The organism is Zoogloea sp. JDB1 (assembly GCF_056724025.1).
This window is the reverse complement of record NZ_CM161496.1, coordinates 3,588,267-3,610,673: the sequence shown is the minus strand read 5'-3', so window position 1 is coordinate 3,610,673 and position 22,407 is coordinate 3,588,267. Positions and strand designations below refer to the sequence as shown.

The window sequence follows — 22,407 nt, the reverse complement described above, 5'->3', positions numbered from 1 at the left end:
TCGTTTTTTTCATTTAACCTTTCGTAATCCTGACATCGGATTCCAATTCGGTCTCATTGGGCTCCAGAAAAGATGCTGCAGCACAACATCAATTCACCCCTGAAACGCGTCGGGATTCACCAAAAAAAAAGAAACCTCCAGCGCTGCCGGAGGTTTCTTTTTTGCAGATGAGCATAACACCCAAAATGGGCGTAGCGAGGAGGCTGCGTCTCTCTAAGCCTTGGGCATCCCCAACCCACGCTCGGCGATGATGTTGAGCTCAGCGCCTCCGGTCCGGTGGCCTTCTCGCCACGCGCGAAGATGCGGAGCGCCCGCAAGCCGACCCACGCATCGGCGATACGCCGACGCACACCCACGTCCCGGTCCGCACCGATGCTACGGGCTGCCTCCACAGGGGCTGCGCAAGCGCAACGGTGGCGCAGAACGGTGAGCGCGTTAGGACGTGTTCACATTAGCCAGATACAGGAATGCGTTAAAGCGTGTGTTCAGCACTTCTTTGACACAGCGCTCCGCGCCGCACATTGCTGCAGCCCTGCCCCCACTACCTGCAGTAACTCGGCATCCGACCAGGGCTTGGCAAGAAAACGGAAGATATCCCCACGCAGGACAGCCTCGCGGGCCACGTCCTCGTCCTCGACGGTGGAAAGGGCAATGCACACTACCTCAGGATAGTCTTGCCTGACTTGGGACAGCAGGTCTGCCCCGCCTGTCCCCGGCGTGCGCTGATCGGCGATCAGTACGCCAATCTGATGTTCCGCGAGCAGCGCCAACGCAGCCTCCCCGCTGGCCGCAGTCAGCGTGTGACGGTTTTCCCGGCGTAGAGCACGCCTGAGGGCCGACCGGACGCTGGGCTCCCGGTTTACGATCAGCAACGCGCCTGGGACCTCCGGCTGGGGAATAGGATGTGCGTCCTTGTGGCTGTTCATGAAGCCAGGCACGGCATCGGCGGCCAGGGGGCGACTGAACCAGTAGCCTTGCGCGGCATCGCAACGTAGCGCGCGCAGTCGGTCGGCGTGGGCTGTGGTCTCGACGCCTTCGGCAACGACCTCGAGGCCCAGCCCATGGCCGAGGGCGATGATGGATTTGACGATGGAAGCGTTGCCGCTGTTGGTGGTCATATCCCGCACGAAGGACATGTCAATCTTGAGCTTATGGACCTGCAGCCGTTGCAGACGTGCGAGGGACGAATAGCCGGTACCAAAATCGTCGATTGAGAGGCGCACGCCAAGGGCTTTGATCTCGGCGAGGGAGCGGAAAACCTCGTCTTCGTTGGCCATCACGAAGCTCTCGGTGATTTCCAGCTCCAATTGCTGCGGGGCGATGCCGCTGCGCTGCAACGCGCCCTTGACGGAGTCTACGAGGCGTCCGCGGCTCAGTTGCACCGCAGAGACGTTAACTGCCGTGCGGCGCGGTGCGTGTCCGGCGTCGCACCAGGCACGAATCTGCCGGCAGGCTTCATCCAACACCCAGTCACCGAGGCGGACGATGAGGCCGTTTTCTTCGGCGAGGGGAATGAATTCGGCGGGCGAGATGATGCCACGCTCGGGATGGACCCAGCGCACCAGGGCTTCGAGGCCGATGAGGCGATTGTCGGCGAGGTCGATCTGCGGCTGGTAGTGCAAGCGGAATTCGCCCCTGTCGAGGGCGCGGCGCAGTTCGGCTTCCAGCGTCAGGCGCTGGCGGGCACGGTTGGTCATCTCGGGGGAGAAGAAGCGTAGGCTTCCCCTGCCCTGAGCCTTGGCCTGGTGCAGCGCGGCGTCGGCGTTGCTCTGCAGGGCTTCGGCGGTGGTGCCGTCACTGGGATAGAGGGCGATGCCGAGGCTGGCGCCCACATATACGCTGTCACCGTTCAGCTGGAACGGCCTGGCCAGGGCATCGATCACGCGCTGGGCAGTGAGGTCCACCGGCGAATGGCAGACGGCCATGTCCATCACCACGTTGAATTCGTCGCTACCGATGCGGGCGATGGCATCGTTGTCGGGAAAGAGTACCCGCAGGCGGTTGGCAACTTCCAGCAGCACCTGATCGCCGACGCCGTGGCCGAGGCTTTCATTGATGCTTGTGAAGTTGTCCAGGTCGATGAAGAGCAGCGCGAAGGGCGTAGCGCTCCGCTCCGCTGACAGAATGGCGTGAGCCAGTTGTTCAGCGAACAGCATCCGGTTGGGCAGGCCAGTTAGCGCGTCTCGATGGGCCAGGTGGCGGTAGCGTTCCTCGCTGAGCTGCAGCATGGTCGTGCGCTGGCTGACCACGTCTTCAAGCACGTGCCGCAGTCGCGCCAGCTCGAGATGGGTGCGGATGCGCGCACGCACCTCGTCGATGTCGAAGGGCTTGGTGATGTAGTCAGCGGCGCCCAGTTCAAAGCCCCTCACCTTGTCGCGGGTCTCATCAACGACCGTCACGAAGATGACCGGAATACGGCTGCCGACCGCGGTCGCCTTGACGCGGCGGCACACCTCGTAGCCGTCCATGTCGGGCATGACCACATCGAGCAGGATCAGGTCCGGGGGCGACGTGCCTTGCATGATTTCGAGCGCCTGGCTCCCGTTACAGGCCACGAGGATGCGGTATTCGTCCTTCAAAGCTTCGAGCAGCCCGTGGATGTGCTCGGGCACGTCGTCCACAATCAGGATCGCCTTCTGGCGGTCGCCGCCATCGTGGGGCGCGATGCTCACCAGTGGCTGCGGGATGCGGTAGCGCTTCAATTCGAGCTGGCTGCGGATGCGCGCCTTGAGGAGGGCCGGGCTGACCGGCTTGGTGACGAAATCAGCGGCGCCCATTGCCAGCCCACGGGTTTCGTCCTCCGGATCCGACAGGGCCGACACAAAGATCACCGGAATTCCCATGGTGGCGGGGTCGGCTTTCAGCCGGGCGAGCGCCTCATAGCCGTCCATACCAGGCATCCGGACATCGAGCAGAATCAGGTCGGGCTGCGGATGCCGATGGGCCAGTGCGAGGGCCTTGTCCCCGCTGGTCGCGGCGGAAATGGCGTACTCGTCACGCAGGATACCGACCAATATATGCAGATTCTCGTGGACATCATCCACGATCAGCACGCGCGGGCGCTCTTCCACAGGTCTGTTATTGCTTGTCTGCTGACTCATTTTTCGGTGTCCGCTCGTCGGCCTTCAGTTCGCCCAGTCGGTGCCGCGCCGCATCGAGGTCGAAGATATCGATCTCGGCGGCCAGTGCATCGATATCGGCCGCCAGCGGCGTATCTGCAACCCTGGCCCGCAGTTCGCCGAGCAAACCGTCCACAGCCCCTAGATCGTACTCCAGCGCATCACCCAAGCGCTTCAGCAATTCCTGCAGCGCGTCGGGCGCCAGCCGCCGCGCTTCTCCCTGGGCCAGTCGGCTGTTGGCGGACGTCAGCGCATCGATTTCCCCGATGGCCTCGACGAACTGCGCTTCTGCCCGGAGCAGCACCACTTCGTCGGGCAGGACATCATTCCTGAGGGCTTCATCGACGAGCATGAGCTGAGCATACAGCGGGCCGGCGCCAAGATTGCCGGTCACGCCCCGCAATGCATGGCAATAGGCCTCCGCCGCCGCTGTGCCTCGTTCTCGGAGCAGACGGCGCAACTCGCTGATCGCGTTGCTATAGTGCTCTCGAAAACGCTTCAATTGCCGCCGGTAGGCTTCGGGCCGTCCGCCGATGCGGCGGATCCCCCCTTCTGCATCGAAACACGTGAGCGCCAGCAGATCCGGCGGGCAGGCTCCGGCCGCCATCGACACCGCCTCCGAGGCCCGGAGGGCACCACGCTGCGCCAGCTTCGGGGACACGAAGGCGAGCAGGACCTCGAATAGCCGCTGCGGGTCAATGGGCTTGGCGATATGGTCGTTCATGCCCGCAGCCAGGCAGCGTGCTGCATCCTGCTCCATGGCCAGTGCCGTCATAGCGATGATGGGCACCTCGGCTACACGCTGGCGGGCAGGACTAGAGGTGAGCGCGCGGATCCGCGTGGCCGCTTCGAGTCCGTCCATGACCGGCATCTGAATGTCCATCAGCACGGCGTCGTAGTCGTGCTCGCTGACCTTGAACACGGCCTCCTGACCATTGTGCGCCTCATCCACCTCGATCCCTTCGCTACGCAGCAGCTCCGACGCGAAGTCCCGATTCATGTCGTTGTCTTCCACCAGCAGCACCCGTGCACCAGCCAGACGAGCCGTTCCGCCATGCCCGCCGCCAGTCTCCATCGGCAGGCCTTCCGATGCGGGTGGCAGGAGGCGGACTCGTCCCAGAACCGAAAGCAACGTATCGAGCAGCATGGACGGGGAAACCGGCTTGACCAGGAAGCCTTCGACCCCAGCCCGCTCGGCCAGACGCATGACGTCGTCGCGACCGTAGGAAGTGACCATGACTACCTTCGGACGCTGCGCAATGGACGGATCGCTGCCAATCAACCGGGCGACCTCGTCGCCGTGCACGCCCGGCAGGTGCCAGTCCATGAGGACCAGATCGTAAGGCGTGGCGCCAGGGTTGCGCAGCGCGGCTAGCGCTTCGATCCCCGTGCCGACCGCAGTGGCTTCCACGTGAAGGAAATGCAGCATTTCGCCGAGGATCTCCCGGGCGGCGTGGTTGTCTTCGACCAGCAGCACACGCACGCCCTTCAACAGTGGTCCGGCCCGTTCGGCCAGCCCCCGCGCGGCGGTTCCGGCTTGCGGCGGGACCCGCAGATGCACCGTGAAGCAGATCGAAGTGCCCTTGCCCGGGCGGGACTCCTCGACCCAGATTCGCCCATCCATCAATTCAACCAGACGCCGGCTGATGGCCAGGCCCAAGCCAGTCCCGCCGAAACGGCGCGTGGTGGATTGGTCGGCCTGGGAAAACTGCTCGAACATACGCGCTTGCGCCTCTTCCGACATGCCAATGCCGGAGTCGCGCACGCACACCTGCAGGCTGAGCGCATCGTTGCGGATACTGAGCGCGTGAAGGGCCAGCTCCACTTCACCCTGCTCCGTGAATTTCACCGCATTACCACACAGGTTGAGAAGGATCTGCCCCAAGCGGAGGGGATCTCCCAGCAGGCGGGTGGGAATCGCCGGGTCGTAGCGGATAAGGAATTCGATGCCCTTGCGGGCCGCCTCGTAGCCAATCGCGTCGGTGACCTGCTCAAGTACGTCATCGAGGGCGAACTCGACCTCCTCCACCTCCAGCCTGCCTGCCTCGATCTTCGAGAAATCGAGAACATCGTTGATGATGCCGAGCAAGGAGCGGGCAGCTCCCTGCGCCTTGGCGAGCTTGCTGCGCAGGTCCGGCGTCAGCTCGGCCTGCTGTGCAAGGTAGAGCATGCCGAGGACGGCATTCATCGGCGTTCTGATCTCATGGCTCATGTTGGAGAGGAATTCCGACTTGGTGCGGGTCGCCGCTTCGGCGTCTTCCTTGGCTTTCGTAAGCTCGGCCGTGCGCGCGTCAACCATCGTCTCGAGGTTACGGTTGAGGGCGTCGAGTTCACGCAAGGAATCGAAGAGCCGCCGGCGACTGTCGTTGAAGGCGCTCACCAACTCACCCAGCTCGTCCCGGTAGGGATAGTCGATGTTGTCCACGGGTGCGTCGTCCGGACGAAAGCGCCAGCTTTTCACTGCCTTGGCAACGCGGGTGACCGCCTGCGACAGGCGAAAGCGGACTGTCCACTGAAAGATCAGCCACAGACCGAGAGTGAACAGCACGGAGTCGAGCAGCACGACTCCAAATCCATACGCCACCCGGTCCAGAACCACATCCCGATTCGAGTACATGGTGAGCTGCCCGACCCTGCGTGGTGCCACACCCTTGGCCTGGTAAACCAGTGGCAGCGTTGTGCTCTTGTAACGCTTCAGTATGGCCCGGCCCGCCGAGTCGCCCGGTCTCGGCACATCGCCGTCCTCGACCAATTGTTGATCTTCCGCGGAGTCGACGCGGACGCCGGTGACGATGGCGTTCTGCCGCACACCCTTGGCGATGGACGCAAGCTGTACAGCATCGAGCTCCCACACCGCAGTGGTTATACCGGGTTCTACCGTTCGCGCCAGGGAGATCAGGTCATCGTCAACACTGCGGCTGATGTTCACGTACTGGATCGTCAGTTGGGCCGCCGTCATCGTCAGTGCGATGATCAGATAGCCCGGCAACATGGTGCGGAGCAGCCGCTTGGAAAGAGTCTGAGGTGTCGCCATTCTTCACCGCCCCGCCAGGGAGGCACCGCCATCCCGCCACCACCAGCGCGTGTCCGGCTCGTCAGCCGGACTGGGCAGGATCGGATTGGCGAGGCGGATCACATGGCGCCGTTCGTGGACGAGCCGGGCGATCTCCGCAGCATGGTAGCTCTCGAACAGGGCGCGAAAGGAACCATCGGCCAGAGCCAGTCGCAGGCCCCGTTCGATCCGCCCGGCCAGCGCCTGGTTGTCATTACGGACCCAGAAGTACACCGGAAAAGGAAAATACAGCGCCCGCGTGTTCTCGACCGCAAGGCCGGGATATCTCGCCCGGCGCTCGCCCAGTTCCCTAGCGGCTTCGTTGAGCCCCCGCGTGAAGGCATCGAAGCGCCCCGCTGCGAGCATGCCGAAGAGATTTTCGTAACGACTCGAGGTAACGACCGTAAAACCGTTGGCCCGCAGGATGGGCAGATCGGCCCACTGGCTGTTGAGGCCGAAAATGAGTTGCGCACGCAATGCCCGGTCGTCCATACCGGCAATGCGCGCTTGGTCCACCGCACGGATGACAAGCAGCCGGTAACCGACAATGCCGCGCAGGATGTCGATCCGGACCGGGCGCATCTGAGCTTCCCGCTCGGCATTGGTACCAAGGGCGACGACGTCGATCGCGCCGGACTGCAGCAAGGCCACTCCCCTGTTCTGGGTCACCTCCTCCGGATAGGGGGCGAGTCGGACCCGCGGCGCGCCTGCCGGAACCCCATGGGCCAACGCCAATTCAAGGAGCTTCCAGCGATATTCATAAATCGGACCTGCAGGGAAATAACGTAGCGGCACCTCGTCGGCCCAAGCGCATGGCGGGCCAGTCAGCACCGCGGCCACAAGCAGCCACAGGAGTACCCTGGCGAAGTGCGCGACGGTGGCCCCCGGCAACAGCCAACTCAAGTCTTCATGTCCAATGATTGCGTGCTCTTCATTGCTCATTGAGGCGAACATTACCCGCCCCGTCGCCAATCGTGAAGTCTCCGGGCGGACACGGACATCGACTCCGATGGGGCAGCGACAAGACGCCGCCATCACCGCCCATGACGGGAGCCCACACTGGCTAAACGCCGTTCAGCAGCCTAGTGACTTCATCCACCGCCTCGCCGCGCTCCTCGTCCTTCATATGCACGTAGTAGCGGCTGGTGGTGCGCGGGTCCTTGTGCCTGAGCTGCTCGGCGGTCCTCGCCAAAGACACATGTCCCAGCGCGAAATGACTACCGCGGGTATGACGCAACCAATGGGACGCTGCGCTCCGGAGGTCGATCTCCCAGTGAGGCTCGACCTGGGCGGCAAAGGGGGCGGCAAAATTGAAGAAGCGGCGTAGCTCCGAGTTCAGATAGCCGGGAGTGACACCCTCGCCCGTCTTGAGCTCGACCCGGCGGGCCCGTTTGGGACTCAGCTTGGCGATCAGCGGGATGCCGTATTCACTGCTATCTGGATAGCTGCCGAGGCCACGCGTCTGGCGGTAATGCTGCAAGGCCGCGACGGCATCCTCGTCCAGCGTCACACGATCAGGGCCATCGGTGGCGCTGCGTCCCTTGCCTACGACCTTCCAGACCCAGCGCGAACCACTCTTGACGACGGCGCTCATCGTGGCCTCGGCCAGCTCGGCGCGCCGGCTCGCGGCCGCATAACTGAACAGCAGGATGCAGCGCAGGCGGGCCCGGCGCTCCAGCGGCCACGGCTCAACCGCATCAGCCCCCTGCTCTAGCTCGTCATCCGCGGACGGAATCCTCCAGGTGTTTTCCGGCGCATCGAGGAATACACGCAACCACCGCCACAGGTCGAAGGAAAAGGCCTTGTCGGCCGCCAGGTTGTCTTCCCGTATCGCGTCCTGGCGCAGCTTGCGCGCGTACTGCTGGGGCGACATGCCAAGGCGCGACAACTCCTCAAAGGAAATCTCCTCTCCGGTCAGCTTACCGAGCTGCAGGAAGGGGTTGGTGAGCAGGTAACCGCCCTCATGTAGGAAACGGTACAGACCGCGAACCGTGATATCGGCCCGGCGGCGGCTACCGATGGACAAACCCAGCAGCTTGCCGGCTCCATCGGTCCTGAACGGCAAGTAGCCCGCCGGCCAGCCTTGTTCCGGCAGGTAGGGCATCGCCAACCACGCACGGAAAGCTTCCAGATCGGCCACTGTCGCCTGCGCCAGCGCGACGCCACGCAGGCACGCCAGGAAAGTGACAAAACGACGAAGCTCCTGCAGATAGGCCTTGCGGGTGTGGGCATTCTTGGCGCGGGTGTTGAGCCACACCAGCACGGCGTCCCTGTCGTTGCTTACGCCAAGGGAGTTGGTGATGTTCGGCGCCAGGAAACTGGCGCCCATGCGCAGACCGACGTCTGGCACCACGAGTTCGAAGCTTGCTTCGCTATCTTGGGAGGATCTGGTCTTGCTCATCATCGTGGCCTATCGACTCTTCAAACATCTCGCAGCCAATCACGGCTGATCATGTGCATATAGTAACGATAATTACAGAACTCGACATTATTTGCATCTTGCCGGATTAAACATTGCGCAATTGCGCAATATATGAAACCATGCCCACGTAATGTGGACGACCCGAAAGCCCCATGCAAAAGCAAAGGAAATGAAGCGATGGCCAGCGCCGTGAGCTATGAGATGGTTGAAGCGGTGTGCAATGACCTCGCTGCCGCCGGAGAGAATCCGACCTATCTGAAGGTCCATGAGCAACTGGGCAAAGGCGCAACGCGCATCGTCTCGGCCTACATCCGCGAATGGCGGGAAGCTCAGGCACAAGCCTCGGCCTTGAGTCGACATCCGTTCTTCGGAAGCTGGCCGGAAAGCCTGCAGCTCAAGGCCAAGAGCCTCTTCGACGCCCTGCTCGCCCTGTCGGCGGAAGGCGCGGCCGCCGCCGAGCAAACGCTGAAAGCCGGATTCGACAAGCAGGCCGAAGAACTTCAGCTGGCCACGGATCAGGCGCGCCGGGAAAGCGCCGAAGCCCAGGACAGGCTACGTGACGAACGCGCGGAAACCGCACGCCTGCAGACCGAGCTCGACAGCCTGAAAGAAGCCGAGCTGGCCCGCGAAGCAATGATTGCGGACCTGTTGGCCCAGCGTGAGCAGCAGGTGGCGACGATCGCTGAGAATCATCGGCAACTCGAAAACCTGCGCGACGAGCACCGCCTGCAGCTCATGGAGCTCAGCGTACAGGCCACCGCCGAACGCAATCGCCTGATCGACGAGCTGCGCATCGAGCGGGAACGCGCCGCCGGCGAGCGGGAGCATCTGATGCGCCAGACCGACCAGCTGCGCCAGGATCACGCTGCAGCGGTGCAGGAATGGCGGCAGCGCGCCGCCGCACTGGAAAGCACCCTTGTCGCCCAACGGAAGAAGACCGACGAAGCGGAGGAGCGCGCGGCGGCTCAGGCCTCACATGCACGTGAACAGGCCGCCGCAGCCAGTGCCAAAGACTCCGACATCAACGCCCTAAGGGCCGAAGTTACAGTGCTAAATAGTTCCCTGCTGGAGCGCACCGCGATCAGTAGCGCCCATGCAGCTCGAATTGACATGCTTGAGCGGCAACTCGAACGGGAATCGGTCCGGGCGAAGGATGCCGAGACGCGCACACTGGATCTTCTGGCTCAGATAGCCAGCGCTCCCCACCCTCCGCAGGTTAAGCCCGAAGACGGTGATACGCACTGATGCCGACCAGCTTCGTATGGCTTTCCACACGGACCGTCGTCCCAGTGCCGGCCTACATCGTGTTCCACAACGTGCAGTAGCCGTTCGGCGAGATCTCATCGTCACCGGGAATGAGCTTGCAGCGGCCCGGTGCCGTAGGGGAGCTACCCGGCACGAATTCCAGGCACGAGGTACAGCTCTTGCCGTCCACCGGACTGTCCTGATACTTGAATTGCACGCGGAGTGTCTGATTGGTGGCTGCACCGGCATCCCGGACCAGGATCGCCAACGGAATGACTGTCACGCCACTGATGCCGAGTTGGAGAAGGCGGCGGCGCGTGAGATTTGTACTCATGATGGTCATCCTTCTGGATCTGGTTTGAAGCATCATTATTACGCGGACCGCGATCCTGGGCGCAGCCTCGCGGGTGCAGGGCAGGCCGAGCCCCACAGCCTACTGCCGGCAAGAGCTCGATCCACCTGGGGTATTTCACGACTGTAAAGTGAAATACCCCAGGTGGGATTCCGCTCAGCCCGCTACAGATGGCTTTCGCGCGATCAGACCTATCAACGCTGAACGCCCCTTGTGGCCGCTGCCTTCAGTAATTTCCTCTTCATATTCGACGAGCTCCTCGACTTCCCAGCCACTGAAGGCCTCCCGCAAAATTTCCTCGGTGTAGAGGTTCTCCACCGCCGACGGCCCTCCCGTACCGTATTCGAGCTGCTTCGGCGTATAGCCCTGGAGCAGGATCCGCCCACCGGGCCGGGTCATCTGTTTCATGACTTCGAACTGCCGCTCCCGCCACTCGGGGCCGACGAACTGGATGAAAATACCGACGACCCAGTCGAAGTGCGCCTGGAATTCGGCCGGCGACCACCCCGGTGCAAGCATGTCGGCCTGCAGGAAACGTACGTCCAGCTGCTTCCCGGCAGCCAGGCGGCGGGCCTTTTCAACAGCGACCGCGGAGATCTCGATGGCCGTCACATCCAGCCCCTGCTCAGCCAGCCACACCGAATTCCGCCCTTCCCCATCGGCAACCGACAAGGCCCGGCTGCCATCCTGCAGACGCTCAGCCCGCCGGGCCAGAAAGCGGTTGGGTTCGGTGCCGAACAGATAATCGTCGCCGGCGTCCTGATAACGCTTGCTCCAGAAGCTTTCCTGATTCATCGGACTTTCCTCCAGGGAGATGAGTGGCTTTATACCTAAGGGCCTCGGTGCATACCCATTCGAAGTGAGTGCGTGGCGTCGCAGAAGTTCACGCGACACAGATTCTCGCCAAATTTGGCCTAACTTTACGAACATCTCGCAATTTCTGCTGTCGACGGGGCTTACGGAAGCATGTAGCTTTGTTCCCTTTCGCAACACCCGCATTCCTGGAGTAATACAGTGAAAATCAGCCTGATCCGGTCCTTGCTGGCCCTCGCCTTCGCCACACCGGTCCTGCTTTCGGCGCCGGCGACAGCCCTGGAGGCTCCGGCTGCGCAGCGCCTCGCCCCGACCACCGAGCAGGCCCAGACCGCGTATCTGAGCGCCCAGTTGCTCGGGCGTTATCACTACAAGGCGCAACCCCTCGATGATGCGCTGTCCGAGAAGATCTTCAACCGCTATCTGAAGGCCCTGGATCCCGAACGCCTGTATTTCACCCAGGCCGACATTGACTCCTTTACCGATGCACGAACACTGCTCGACGACGCGATCCAGCGCGGCAACCTGGCCATCCCCTTCGCGATCTTCCAGCGTTATGAACAGCGCTCCGCCGAGCGCCTGAAAAAGGCTCGCGAGCTGCTCAACCAGAACTTCGATTTCAGCGTCAACGAGAGCTACCCCTACATGCGCGACAAGGCGCCCTGGCCGAAGGACGAGGCCGAGGTGCAGGACTTGTGGCGCAAGCGGGTCAAGAACGACTGGCTGCGCCTCAAGCTCGCCGGCAAGGACGACAAGTCAATCCGCGAAACCCTCATCAAGCGTTACGACAACTATCTGGCCCGCGCGTCGAAGAACAAGAGCGACGACGTGTTCCAGATCTTCATGAACGCCTTCGCGATGTCCATCGAACCCCATACCAACTACCTTGGGCGCAGCGCATCGGACGATTTCGACATCTCCATGCGCCTGTCGCTGGTGGGGATCGGCGCGGTGCTGCAGGAACGGGACGACTACATCACGATCCGCGAGCTGGTGCCCGGCGGCCCGGCCGCCCGCTCCGGCAAACTCGCCGTCGGCGACCGCATCGTCGGGGTTGGCCAGGCGGAGGGTGCGCCGGCGGATGTTGTCGGGTCGCGGGTGGACGAGGTCGTCAAGCTGATCCGCGGCACCAAGGACACCAAGGTCACGCTGGACATCCTGCCTGCCGACGCCGGTCAGGACGGCAAGCACAAGCTGGTTTCGCTGATCCGGGACAAGATCAAACTGGAGGAGCAGGCCGCCAAGAAAACCGTGATCAAGTCCGGCGATGGCGCCAACGCCCGCCGCATCGGCGTCATCACGCTGCCGACCTTTTATGAAGACTTCGAAGGCCGCCGCAAGGGCGACAAGGACTACCGCAGCGCCAGCCGCGACGTCGCGCGCCTGATCGATGAGCTCAAGAAGGACAAGGTGGACGGCCTGCTGATCGACCTGCGCAACAACGGCGGTGGCTCCCTGCGTGAGGCGGTGGAGCTCACTGGTCTGTTCATCGACAAGGGGCCGGTTGTGCAGCAGCGCCGCACGGACGGCAAGATCGGCGTAGAGAGCGACGAGAATGCCGGTACGGCCTGGGACGGTCCGATGGCCGTACTGATCAACCGAGCGTCGGCGTCGGCTTCCGAGATCTTCGCCGCCGCGCTGCAGGACTACGGCCGCGCACCGATCATCGGCGAGCCGAGCTTCGGTAAGGGTACGGTGCAGACGCTGGTCAACCTCGACGAGATCGCCAAGAACAGCAAGCCGAAGTTCGGTGAGCTGAAGATGACCGTCGCCCAGTTCTTCCGCATCAACGGCGGAACGACGCAGCTCAAGGGCGTGACGCCCGACATCCGGTTCCCATCCGCTTCCGACACGGACAACTACGGGGAGTCGAGCTACGACAACGCCCTGCCCTGGGTGCAGATCGACGCCGCCAGCTTCAAGCCGGCCGGCAATCTGAAGGACGTGATCCCGGCGCTGCAGACCCGTTACCAGGCGCGCACCGCTGCCGACAAGGATTTCCAGAGCCTGCTGGACGATATTGCCGACGTCCGCCGGCAACGGGAAAGCAAGTCGATCTCGCTCAACGAAACCGAACGCCGGAAGGAAAAGGAGGTCCGGGAAAACCGCCTCAAGCAGCGTGAAAAAGGCGACCTGAAGGGCAAGCTGGCCGCGCTGCGGGACGATGGCCTGCAGTCCGGCGAACGCAGCCTGGCGGCCGATCTGGCGGCCGAGAAGGCGCGCAAAGACGTGAAGGACTTGCTGCTCGACGAGGCGGCACGCATCGTCGCTGACGAAGTCAACCTCCTCTCCGGCAACGCCCAGGTTGCCATGCGCAACCGCACCGGTGCTGCGCCTATCGTGACCCGCTGATCACGCATCCGACCATAGCAAAGCACCGCCCGCGGGTGGTGCTTTTTTACGCCCTGAAACGCAAAGTGGCGGCTCCATCGGAGTCGCCACTTGGGTACTGCCTTGCGTGCCCGGGCACGCGATGGACGGCTTACTTGTTGACCGCGTCCTTCAGCTTCGAACCGGCAGAGAACTTCGGCTGCTTGGAAGCAGCGATCTGGATCTCGGCACCGGTTTGGGGGTTGCGGCCCACGCGGGCGGCGCGCTCGCCAACGGCGAAGGTGCCAAAACCGACGAGGGTCACGCTCTCACCCTTGGCCAGGGTTTCGGTGATGATTTCGGTGAGGCTGTCCACCGCGCGGCCAGCGTCGGCCTTGGTAAGACCACTCTTGCCAGCCAGTGCATCGATCAGTTCAGTCTTGTTCATAGCTCGTCTTTTGTAGTGAAAGAAATGGGTGGATACAGGAGCTGCAACAGGTGACGCATTGCGCCTGCAGCGCTCTACACACCCGCGGGCGGTAGCTTACCCTGCTCTTTTCCGCCTGTGGCACGAATCTCAAGGTTTTACGCGCTTTTCAGCAGATTTCGGGGGCTGCGGCGGGCCCATCAGGCATCCGCAAGCTCCTTCAGGCGCTCAAGGGCCTCGTCGATGCGGTCCACGGCGATCACCTGCATGCCCGGGATGTCCTGCTTTGGGGCGTTGGCCTTGGGCACCAGCGCCATCGTGAAGCCAAGCTTCGCCGACTCTTTCAGGCGTTCCTGGCCCCGTGGCGCCGGCCGGATCTCACCGGCCAGACCAACCTCTCCAAACACCACCAGTTGCGCCGGCAGGGGCCGATTGGTCAGCGACGAGACGATCGCCAGCAGCACAGCCAGGTCCGCCGCAGGCTCGGTAATCTTGACGCCACCGACCGCATTGACGAACACGTCCTGGTCGAAGCACACCACACCGGCGTGACGGTGGAGCACCGCCAGCAGCATGGCCAGCCGGTTCTGCTCCAGCCCGACGGACAGGCGCCGCGGACTGGGGCTGTGGGCGCTGTCCACCAGTGCCTGGATCTCCACCAGCAACGGCCGCGTGCCCTCCTGGGTAACCAGCACGCAGGAGCCCGGCACCTGCTGGCCGTGCTGGGACAGGAAGATTGCCGATGGGTTGGACACACCTTTCAACCCCTTCTCGGTCATGGCGAAGACGCCCAGTTCGTTCACCGCACCGAAACGGTTCTTGAAGGCCCGCACCAAGCGGAAGCTGGAGTGGGTATCGCCTTCGAAATACAGCACGGTATCGACGATGTGCTCGAGCACGCGCGGCCCGGCCAGCGTGCCGTCCTTTGTCACATGACCGACCATGATCAGGGTACTGCCGCCCTGCTTGGCAAAGCGGGTCAGTTGGGCCGCGCATTCACGCACCTGGGCGACGGAGCCGGGCGCTGAGCCCAGAGTCTCCGAGTAGATGGTCTGGATCGAGTCGATCACCGCCACATCGGGCTTGACGTCCCGCAGACTGCCTAGAATTCTTTCGAGATTGATCTCCGGCAGCAGTTGCAGACCACGAGCATCGAGCTGCAAACGGGCGGCGCGCAGCGCCACCTGCTCTGCGGACTCCTCACCGCTCACATACAGGGCACGCTGTTGGCTCGACAACAAGGCCAGGGCCTGCAGCAACAAGGTGGACTTGCCGATGCCGGGGTCGCCGCCGATCAGTACCACGCCGCCGGGCACCAGGCCACCGCCCAGCACACGGTCGAACTCCTCGATACCGGTCGGAACCCGCGCTGACTCCTTCGGTTGGATGTCAGCCAGCGTCTGCAGCCTGCCGGAATCTCCGGCCAGCGCGGAGAAGCGCTTGGCGACCGGGGCCTCCGGCTCGACGACAGACTCGACCAGCGTGTTCCACGCACTGCAGTGCGGGCATTGCCCCTGCCAGCGCGGCGACTTGCCGCCGCACTCGGTGCACACATGCACCGTCTTGACCTTGGCCATCAGCGCCCCAGGCCCTTCACCTGCACCGGCACGCGCGGCGCCAATGCGCAGAACAACTCGTAGCTGATCGTACCGGCAGCCGTGGCCACCTCGTCCGCCGCCAGGCCTTCGCCCCACAGGGTGACCGGCGTGCCGACGCCAGCCTCCTCGAGATGGGTCAGGTCGCAGGCCAGCATGTCCATCGACACGCGGCCGAGCACGCGGGTCCGTCGCCCGCCGACCAGGATCGGCGTGCCGCTAGGCGCATGGCGCGGATAGCCGTCCGCGTAACCGCAGGCGACGGTGCCGATGCGCATCGGCCCATCGGCCGTGAAGGTGCCGCCATAACCGACCTTGTCCCCGGCCTGGATGCTCTGCGTCCCTATGATCTCGCTGCTCAGCGTCATCACCGGACGCAGGCCGATGTCCTCGGCGGCCTGCTGATCCGGCATCGGCGAGCCGCCGTACAGGATGATGCCCGGGCGGGTGATCTGTCCGGCGGCCTCTGGAAACCGCAGCAGCGCGGCCGAATTGGCCAGGCTCACCGGTAGGTCGAGGCCGGCGGTCAGGGCGCGGAACACGCCGAGCTGGCCGGTGATACCCACCTCGTCATCGGCGCGGGCGAAATGGGTCATCGGCGTGATGGAGCGGATGCACGGCAAGGCCTGCAGCCGGGCCAGAGCCGCGGCAAAGTTGTCGGCGGTGAAGCCTAGACGGTTCATGCCGGAATTGATCTTCAGCAGCACATCGATCGGCGCGTCCAGGCGGACCCGCTCCAGCATCTTGAGCTGGGCCTCGCCGTGGATCGCCGGGATCAGCCCCAGCGCCACCACCTCGGCCAGATCGGCCGGCTCGAAAAACCCCTCCAACAGCGCGATCGGCTGCTGCAGCCCCGCATCCCTTAGCCGGCGCGCCTCTTCGATATCCAGCAAAGCGAATCCGTCGGCGATGTCGCCGAATGCAGCCATCGCATTGGCTAGCCCATGACCGTAGGCGTTGGCCTTGATGACGGCGAACGCCTTGGCGTTACCGGAACGGTTCTTTGCGAGCTGATAGTTGTGGCGCAAGGCCTCGAGGTTGATCGAGGCACGTATCGGACGGGGCATGGTGGTTTTTCAGTTGTTTCTTGACGATGCGAGGCGGCCGATCTCCTCGGTGACGAAATCGGCAAAGGTATTGACCAGGCGGGAGCGGAATTTGTCCTTCAGCAGGATCACTTCCAGCGGCGTGTGCAGGCGGGGCTCAAGCGGAATGCCGACCAGACGTCCGGCCTTCACCGCACTCTGGATCGCCGCCTTCGATGCAATGGCGACGCCAAAGCCCTGGGCGACCAGATGCTTGACCGACGAAAGGCTGCCGAGTTCTGCCGCAACGTTGAGATCCTCATAGGGAATCCCGGCAGTAGCGAAGAACTGGTCCACCAGATCCCTTATGGCATTGCCCGGCTCCCGATGGATCAGCGGATGCGGTGCGATCTGCTCGGCACGCACGCTGAGTTCCCGCGCCAGCATGTGATCCGGCGCGACGATCAGCTGCAGTTCGTCCTGCCCGGCACCGCGCCGATCGAGCGTCGGCTGTTCGGTGACGATCTCGATGAGGCCGACGTCAAGGTTGCGGTCCATCACGCGGGATTCGATGAGTTGGGAATTACCCACCGACACCCTGGGGATCACCCGCGGATAGCGCCGCTTGAAGCCTTCGAGCAGAAAAGGCAGCCAGTAACCGGCTATGGTGGTGCTGGTACCCAAATGCAGCACCCCCGACAACTCGTCGGTCAGCTCGGACACGCGCGATTCCAGCTCTTCGGTGAGACCGAGGATCCGCTCTGCGTAGGCCATCACCAGTTCGCCCGCGGCGGTCAGGACCACCCGGCCGTGCCCGCGGTCGAACAGGCGTGTGTTGAACTGCTCTTCCAGCTGCTTGATCTGGAAAGTGACGGCCGGTTGCGTCATGAACAGCGCTTCTGCAGCGCGGGTGAAGGATCCGTGGCGGGCAACCGCGTGGAACACCTGAAGTCGACGATCAGCCATGGCTCATAAATCCGGTTTATGTATACCCTATTGGATCACAACATTGATCCAGTCGCCAGAAGAGGTCACAACCTTCGTGGTATAAAGCGCGGTCCAAAAAATAAATCACCGCGCTCTCGTATCCCAGCGATGCCTTTCGGTTTCTACATGATCATGGCGGCGCAGTTCTTCTCTGCGCTTGCCGACAATGCTTTGTTGATCGCCTCGATCTACGTTCTGCGGGAGATGCAAGCGCCGCAGGAATACGAGCCGCTCCTCAAGCTTTTCTTCACGCTGTCCTACGTGTTGCTGGCCGCCTTCGTCGGCGCCTTCGCCGACTCCATGCCCAAATGGAGGGTGATGCTGATCAGCAACACCATCAAGATACTCGGCTGTGCGTCGATGTTCTTCGGGCTGCATCCGCTGGCTGCGTACGCCATCGTCGGCCTGGGCGCAGCGGCTTATTCGCCGGCCAAATACGGGATTCTCACCGAGTACCTGCCCCACAGACTGCTGGTGGTTGCCAACGGCTGGATTGAAGGGCTCACGGTCGGTGCAATCATTCTCGGCACCCTGGTCGGCGGCATGCTGATCAAGCCTGCCATCGCCCAAACGCTGCTGGGCATCGACTTACCCTATGTGGACACCGGCATCGATACCGTCCCCGAGATGGCGTTGACCATCGTTGGCCTACTTTACCTGACCGCCGCACTGTTCAACCTCAAGGTGCCTGACACGGGCGTTGATCACAAGGTGCTGCGCAAGAATCCCGTCTATCTGCTGCATGACTTCAATCATTGTTTGAAGCTGCTGTGGCGCGACAAGCTGGGACAGATCTCCCTGGCCACCACGACGCTGTTCTGGGGCGCCGGCGCCACGCTGCAGTTCATCGTGATCAAGTGGGCGGAACAGGCGCTGCACCTCGACCTGTCCCGGGCCTCGATGCTGCAGGGTGTCGTAGCCGTCGGCGTGGCGATCGGTGCCGTGATGGCTGCCAAGATGATCACGATGAAGGCCTCGGTACGCGTGATCCCGCTAGGCATCATCATGGGGGTCATCGTCAATGTGATGATCTTCGTGACCGACATGAACCTGGCCATGGCACTGATGGTTCTGATCGGCGCCCTATCGGGCTTCTTCGTGGTGCCGATGAACGCCCTGCTGCAGCATCGCGGCCATATTCTGATGGGCGCCGGCCACTCCATCGCCGTGCAGAACTTCAACGAGAACCTGTCCATCCTGGTGATGACCGGGCTGTACGCCTTCCTGATCCATTCCGGCTTCTCGATCAGCACCGTCGTTGTGGCCTTCGGGCTGTTCGTGGCGGGAACCATGTACCTCGTGAAACTCCGCCACGAGGCCAACCAGCGCGAGTTCGACTCCGTCGCCAGCCTGGAAGACATTCACCACTAATGTCGAGGCGGGGCGGCCTCAGCGGCCCTTTCGCCTGAAACCTTCTTCCCTTCCCGTCTTACTCCGTGTCGCCGAGCAATCTGTGGGCCTCGGCGTGGCGGTACATGTCGAGCGCGGTGTTCAACCCGGTCTTCTGGCGGATGGCAGTCTGGTAATTGGCAACCGTCTTGGCGCTCAGGAAGAGCCGGGCCGCGATCTCTTCCACCGTACGTCCGGCGGCCAGCAACCTGAAGATCTCGAACTCCCGCGGCGACAGGGCCAGATGTGGAGCATGCTGAGCATCCGACGATAGCGCGTCGGCGATTTCCGGCGACAGGGCCCGCTCACCACGCGAGACCCGACGCACCGCTTCGATGAGCGCATCGGGCTCACTGCTCTTGGTGAGGTAGCCGTCCGCCCCGGCACGCAGCGCTTGGCCGACCATCGAGGCGCTGTCATGCATCGAGAAGATCAGCACCCGAAGCCCGGGCTGGCGTGCCTTGACCCGTGCCAGCGTTTCCAGGCCGCCGCGGCCGGGCATCGACAGATCGAGGACAAGCACATCGGCCGTGTGGTCGGCAAACCACTGGCAGACAGCATCCGCATCGCCGAAATCGGCGACGACCTCCATGTCCGGCTCCAGCTCCAGCAGACGACTGTAGCCGGTGCGGACGACGGAATGGTCATCCGCGAGTACGACGCGCAGGCGTGCGCTCATGGCGTTTCCTGCCTGCAGGGCCGGGCGGTAAGAGGAGGTGCTTCGAAGATCATGCAATGAAAGTTCGGCCGGGTTTACGACACAGCCACGGCAGTTGCGGTCGGACGAGCGCATTGCCGGCAGCTGCATGAGTCGGCCGAATCCTGCCAGCTTTTGGGGGGCTTGTCGAAGCGCGGAGTCCCGCGCCCTCCCCTGCGCCGACGTGCAAGACCACGCCGCACCCATGGCAAAACGGCAGACAGGCCGCTTCACGACCCATCTGCCGCAACCGGAACTGACGATTACAGGCTGTAGCGGATGCCGACCCACAGGGTGCGGGGCGCACCGGGAGCCAAGAAGGTAGAGCTCACTAGCGGATACTCGCCGCCAACCGCTGGGAAAGGCCGGGCAACGATGCCGCCGCTACTTGAAAAACCCGTGGCGCCGAGCTGGGCTGCAGTGCTGTATTCCCGGTCGAACAGATTGTTGATCTGCCCGAACAGCTGCACCTGGCGATTCACCTTGTAGTTGGCGGTGAGGTTGGTGACCGCGTAGCCGCCGGACTTGCCGCTACCCAGGTAATAAACCCCATCCGGCTGGTGTTGATTGTTCTCGTTGCCGCGTGCATAGGAGCCCGACACGCCGATCAGGTCCATACCCAGCGACAGCGCCTCGCCAAACTCGTAATCGACCGATGCCTTGACCATGTGCTTCGGAATCAGCGGAATGCGGTCACCCGGCTTGATGTCCACAGTGCCTTCGAGGCCCGGGCCGGCACTGTTGGTGCTGTTGCCGGCGGCACCGACGGTCTCCGCGGTGCGATAGGTGGCATCCAGGTAGGTGTAGTTGAGCGCCAGGCTGAGCGACCCGATGCGGGTGCTGCCGCCGGCCTCCACGCCCTGCCGTCGGGTCTGCCCGAAGTTCTTGAAGTAGCCGTAACCCGCCTGCTGATCGGCGACGAACAGGATGTCGTCGCGGTTGTCGGAGCGGAACAGGCCGACGTTCCAGCGGCTCGCAGAGCCAATCTGGCCGCGCATGCCCACATCCCAGGTCTTCGTCACGACCTGCTTGAGGGGAGGATCGCCCGCCATGGCGTTGGGCAGCTTGCAGGGATTGTCCGGGTTGGCGCAGCCCAGTTCGATTGCGGTGGGCGTGCGGCTGCCCTCGCTGTAGCCTGCATAGGCGTTCCATGCGCGGGACGGTGTAAAGCTCAGCCCCACCGCAGGATTGAAACGGTCGAAGACATGATTGCCATCCAGGGAATCGGCACCACCACCGGGATTTAGATTGTCCCGGTTCTTCACCGTCGTCCGGTTGTAGCGGCCGGAAACCGTCGCGTGCCAGTAGTCGTTGATGGACAGGGTGTCGGTGGCGAACAGGCTCCAGGTGCGGGTGTGGCCGTTCAGGCTCACGCGGGAGTCGAAGGCGTCCTCGGAGTTCTGCGTACCATCGGCAAAGGCATTGACCGGCGTGATCGTACGGTCCGCATTCACATAACCGAACTGGGCGCCCTGCTGGAAGCTCACGTTGCTCTGATCATAGCCGGCACCGGCGATGAACAGGTTGCGGCGCCCAAGGACATCGGACGAGAAGGAGGCCTGCCCCGAGAAACCCAGGTTTTCCTGATCGCTGCGGGTCCGGTTGATGAGCCCCGTGCATTTCTCGTTGGGTTCTTCATTGACCAGCGCGTTGGCGATGCAACGCCAGTACGGGAACGGCGTGTTGCCGGCGTTGGCACCGCTGGTGGGGAAACCGGAGTAGCCGGCGGCGGCCAGCGTGGCGCGTTCCGATGCGCTGGGCTGGTAGATCGACTGATCCAGCGCGCCTTCGTTGAGATCCCCGTTGTAGGTGGACGTGTTGATCTTGCGGTAATACACATTGCCCGACAGCAGTGTCGTGTCGTCAAGGCTGTGCTTGCCGGTCAGGTTCAAGAACAGGGAGCGGTTCTTGGTGATGTCCGGCTGGGTATATACGCTGCTGTAATCCTGGTCGAGGAAGCGGGTCTCCTGCAGGCCGTTGCCGGTAAGGCGGTTGTCGGCGTAGGAAACGGTCAGATCCAGGTCAGTCCTGGCGCTCTGCCAGCCGAACTTGCCGAACGCCTGGCGGACGTCGGACGGCGAATTGGTACGCCAACCGTTCTCGTGGAACTGGTTGGCTGTGACATACCACTCGAGCCCCTTGTCGTTGAAGCCGCCATGTTCGAACTCAACCGAGCGACGGCCGTAGGAGCCCGCAGTCACCTGCACCGAAGTACCGGGATGGGTGCGCCCTTCCTTGGTCTGGATGGCCAGCGCGCCGCCCAGGGTATTGAGGCCGAACAACGGGTTGGAGCCCGGCATCATGTTCATCGAGGCAATTGCCGCCTTTGGGATCAGATCCCAGCTGACCACGTCCCCGAAGGGCTGATTGATACGCACCCCATCGAGATAGACCGACAGGCCCTGCGGTGTTCCGAGCAGCGGCGACGCGGTATAGCCCCTGTAGTTGACGTCCATCTGAAAGGGATTGCCCTGCACCTCGTTGACATGCACGCCACTGAGTTGGCGATTCATGAACTGAGCCACATCGAGGGCACGTCGCTTCTCGATGTCCTTGTCCGTGGCGGTCTGTACCGGCGCAGCGATCTTGGCGAGCGGCAGTTCCAACCCCGGAAGCGGAGTTTGGCCGATCACTACGACGGTCGGTGCGACGGTGTCGTCGTTGGCCTGAGCACTGGCAGCAAATGCAGCCAGAACGGCAAGGGCCAGGGGATGAAGACGGGGGCGGAGAACCACGGAAGCAAATGGAGCTGGCTGACGACGGACGTGTTGCATGATGAGGCTTGTCTCCCTTTTTATGATCGAGCGCAGGTTACGCAAGGGCAGTCCTGTGCGCCATGGGAAAAATTCCCGATGACACGGGAAAAGACAGCAAAGACCGTATGGACAAAGCGTTGACGGTGGAATTTGGCATCCATATAATAGGAATCGTTCGCATTTGCATTTCGGGCTCTGAGTCGAGCGATTTCGTCGAT

Annotated in this window: 15 protein-coding genes; 3 read left to right on the top strand and 12 right to left on the bottom strand. The window is 63.0% G+C overall.

Annotation, left to right across the window (positions count from 1 at the left end; translation table 11 throughout):
- Window positions 1–485 precede the first annotated feature (485 nt).
- The 4 genes from AC1PPK_RS16240 to AC1PPK_RS16225 form a co-directional block, all read right to left on the bottom strand.
- Window positions 486–3,101 (bottom strand): EAL domain-containing protein, encoded by a 2,616-nt coding sequence (locus AC1PPK_RS16240; protein ID WP_481114063.1) that lies wholly within the window; start codon window positions 3,099–3,101, stop codon window positions 486–488.
- Entirely contained in the window at window positions 3,079–6,153 is a 3,075-nt protein-coding gene (locus tag AC1PPK_RS16235) for a hybrid sensor histidine kinase/response regulator (protein WP_481114062.1), read from the bottom strand. The genes AC1PPK_RS16240 and AC1PPK_RS16235 overlap by 23 nt, the downstream gene beginning before the upstream one ends.
- A 3-nt stretch (window positions 6,154–6,156) precedes the next feature.
- Window positions 6,157–7,074: a substrate-binding periplasmic protein gene (locus AC1PPK_RS16230; RefSeq protein ID WP_481114061.1), complete on the bottom strand. Its 918-nt coding sequence runs from the start codon at window positions 7,072–7,074 to the stop codon at window positions 6,157–6,159.
- Between the two features lie 160 nt (window positions 7,075–7,234).
- A complete protein-coding gene (locus AC1PPK_RS16225; protein WP_481114060.1) occupies window positions 7,235–8,575 on the bottom strand; it encodes a tyrosine-type recombinase/integrase in 1,341 nt (446 codons plus the stop codon).
- A 150-nt stretch (window positions 8,576–8,725) separates the two neighbouring features.
- On the opposite strand from AC1PPK_RS16225, the gene AC1PPK_RS16220 reads away from it, so the two are divergent.
- On the top strand, window positions 8,726–9,838 hold the full coding sequence (locus AC1PPK_RS16220; protein ID WP_481114059.1) for a DNA-binding protein: 1,113 nt from the start codon (window positions 8,726–8,728) through the stop codon (window positions 9,836–9,838).
- Window positions 9,839–9,890: 52 nt separating this feature from the next.
- Here the strand turns inward: AC1PPK_RS16220 and AC1PPK_RS16215 are convergent, their stop codons facing one another.
- Both AC1PPK_RS16215 and AC1PPK_RS16210 read right to left on the bottom strand, forming a co-directional pair.
- Window positions 9,891–10,172, bottom strand: a complete 282-nt coding sequence (locus tag AC1PPK_RS16215) for a high-potential iron-sulfur protein (protein WP_481114058.1) — start codon at window positions 10,170–10,172, stop codon at window positions 9,891–9,893.
- Between the two features lie 174 nt (window positions 10,173–10,346).
- Window positions 10,347–10,985 carry an SAM-dependent methyltransferase gene (locus tag AC1PPK_RS16210; protein WP_481114057.1) on the bottom strand — a complete coding sequence of 213 codons (639 nt, stop codon included), beginning with the start codon at window positions 10,983–10,985 and terminating at the stop codon, window positions 10,347–10,349.
- A gap of 219 nt (window positions 10,986–11,204) precedes the next feature.
- On the opposite strand from AC1PPK_RS16210, the gene AC1PPK_RS16205 reads away from it, so the two are divergent.
- The gene (locus AC1PPK_RS16205; protein WP_481114056.1) at window positions 11,205–13,355 is read left to right on the top strand and encodes a carboxy terminal-processing peptidase; all 2,151 of its coding nucleotides are present in this window, start codon (window positions 11,205–11,207) and stop codon (window positions 13,353–13,355) included.
- A gap of 130 nt (window positions 13,356–13,485) precedes the next feature.
- On the opposite strand, the gene AC1PPK_RS16200 is transcribed toward AC1PPK_RS16205, so the two are convergent.
- The 4 genes from AC1PPK_RS16200 to AC1PPK_RS16185 all read right to left on the bottom strand — a co-directional run bounded on the left by AC1PPK_RS16200 (window position 13,486) and on the right by AC1PPK_RS16185 (window position 17,326).
- Window positions 13,486–13,761, bottom strand: coding sequence for an HU family DNA-binding protein (locus AC1PPK_RS16200; RefSeq protein WP_079433745.1), 276 nt, complete (start codon window positions 13,759–13,761; stop codon window positions 13,486–13,488).
- A gap of 179 nt (window positions 13,762–13,940) precedes the next feature.
- Complete coding sequence (radA, locus tag AC1PPK_RS16195; RefSeq protein WP_481114055.1) at window positions 13,941–15,317, bottom strand: DNA repair protein RadA; 1,377 nt, start codon at window positions 15,315–15,317, stop codon at window positions 13,941–13,943.
- Window positions 15,317–16,402: an alanine racemase gene (alr, locus tag AC1PPK_RS16190; RefSeq protein ID WP_481114054.1), complete on the bottom strand. Its 1,086-nt coding sequence runs from the start codon at window positions 16,400–16,402 to the stop codon at window positions 15,317–15,319. The genes radA and alr overlap by 1 nt, the downstream gene beginning before the upstream one ends.
- Window positions 16,403–16,411: 9 nt before the next feature.
- Complete coding sequence (locus tag AC1PPK_RS16185; RefSeq protein ID WP_481114053.1) at window positions 16,412–17,326, bottom strand: LysR family transcriptional regulator; 915 nt, start codon at window positions 17,324–17,326, stop codon at window positions 16,412–16,414.
- A 129-nt stretch (window positions 17,327–17,455) separates the two neighbouring features.
- On the opposite strand from AC1PPK_RS16185, the gene lplT reads away from it, so the two are divergent.
- Window positions 17,456–18,718 carry a lysophospholipid transporter LplT gene (lplT, locus tag AC1PPK_RS16180; protein ID WP_481114052.1) on the top strand — a complete coding sequence of 421 codons (1,263 nt, stop codon included), beginning with the start codon at window positions 17,456–17,458 and terminating at the stop codon, window positions 18,716–18,718.
- A 58-nt stretch (window positions 18,719–18,776) separates the two neighbouring features.
- Here the strand turns inward: lplT and AC1PPK_RS16175 are convergent, their stop codons facing one another.
- The gene (locus tag AC1PPK_RS16175) at window positions 18,777–19,415 is read right to left on the bottom strand and encodes a response regulator transcription factor (RefSeq protein ID WP_481114051.1); all 639 of its coding nucleotides are present in this window, start codon (window positions 19,413–19,415) and stop codon (window positions 18,777–18,779) included.
- A 281-nt stretch (window positions 19,416–19,696) separates the two neighbouring features.
- Window positions 19,697–22,168 (bottom strand): TonB-dependent receptor, encoded by a 2,472-nt coding sequence (locus AC1PPK_RS16170; RefSeq protein WP_481114050.1) that lies wholly within the window; start codon window positions 22,166–22,168, stop codon window positions 19,697–19,699.
- Between the last annotated feature and the right edge of the window lie 239 nt (window positions 22,169–22,407).

Bases quoted from the DNA above. Each gene is read 5' to 3' on its own strand.
- AC1PPK_RS16215 (WP_481114058.1), bottom strand. From the start codon at position 10,172: ATGAGTACAAATCTCACGCGCCGCCGCCTTCTCCAACTCGGCATCAGT.
- alr (WP_481114054.1), bottom strand. From the start codon at position 16,402: ATGCCCCGTCCGATACGTGCCTCGATCAACCTCGAGGCCTTGCGCCAC.
- AC1PPK_RS16225 (WP_481114060.1), bottom strand. From the start codon at position 8,575: ATGATGAGCAAGACCAGATCCTCCCAAGATAGCGAAGCAAGCTTCGAA.
- AC1PPK_RS16240 (WP_481114063.1), bottom strand. From the start codon at position 3,101: ATGAGTCAGCAGACAAGCAATAACAGACCTGTGGAAGAGCGCCCGCGC.
- AC1PPK_RS16210 (WP_481114057.1), bottom strand. From the start codon at position 10,985: ATGAATCAGGAAAGCTTCTGGAGCAAGCGTTATCAGGACGCCGGCGAC.
- AC1PPK_RS16175 (WP_481114051.1), bottom strand. From the start codon at position 19,415: ATGAGCGCACGCCTGCGCGTCGTACTCGCGGATGACCATTCCGTCGTC.
- AC1PPK_RS16200 (WP_079433745.1), bottom strand. From the start codon at position 13,761: ATGAACAAGACTGAACTGATCGATGCACTGGCTGGCAAGAGTGGTCTT.
- AC1PPK_RS16235 (WP_481114062.1), bottom strand. From the start codon at position 6,153: ATGGCGACACCTCAGACTCTTTCCAAGCGGCTGCTCCGCACCATGTTG.
- AC1PPK_RS16185 (WP_481114053.1), bottom strand. From the start codon at position 17,326: ATGGCTGATCGTCGACTTCAGGTGTTCCACGCGGTTGCCCGCCACGGA.
- lplT (WP_481114052.1), top strand. From the start codon at position 17,456: ATGCCTTTCGGTTTCTACATGATCATGGCGGCGCAGTTCTTCTCTGCG.
- radA (WP_481114055.1), bottom strand. From the start codon at position 15,317: ATGGCCAAGGTCAAGACGGTGCATGTGTGCACCGAGTGCGGCGGCAAG.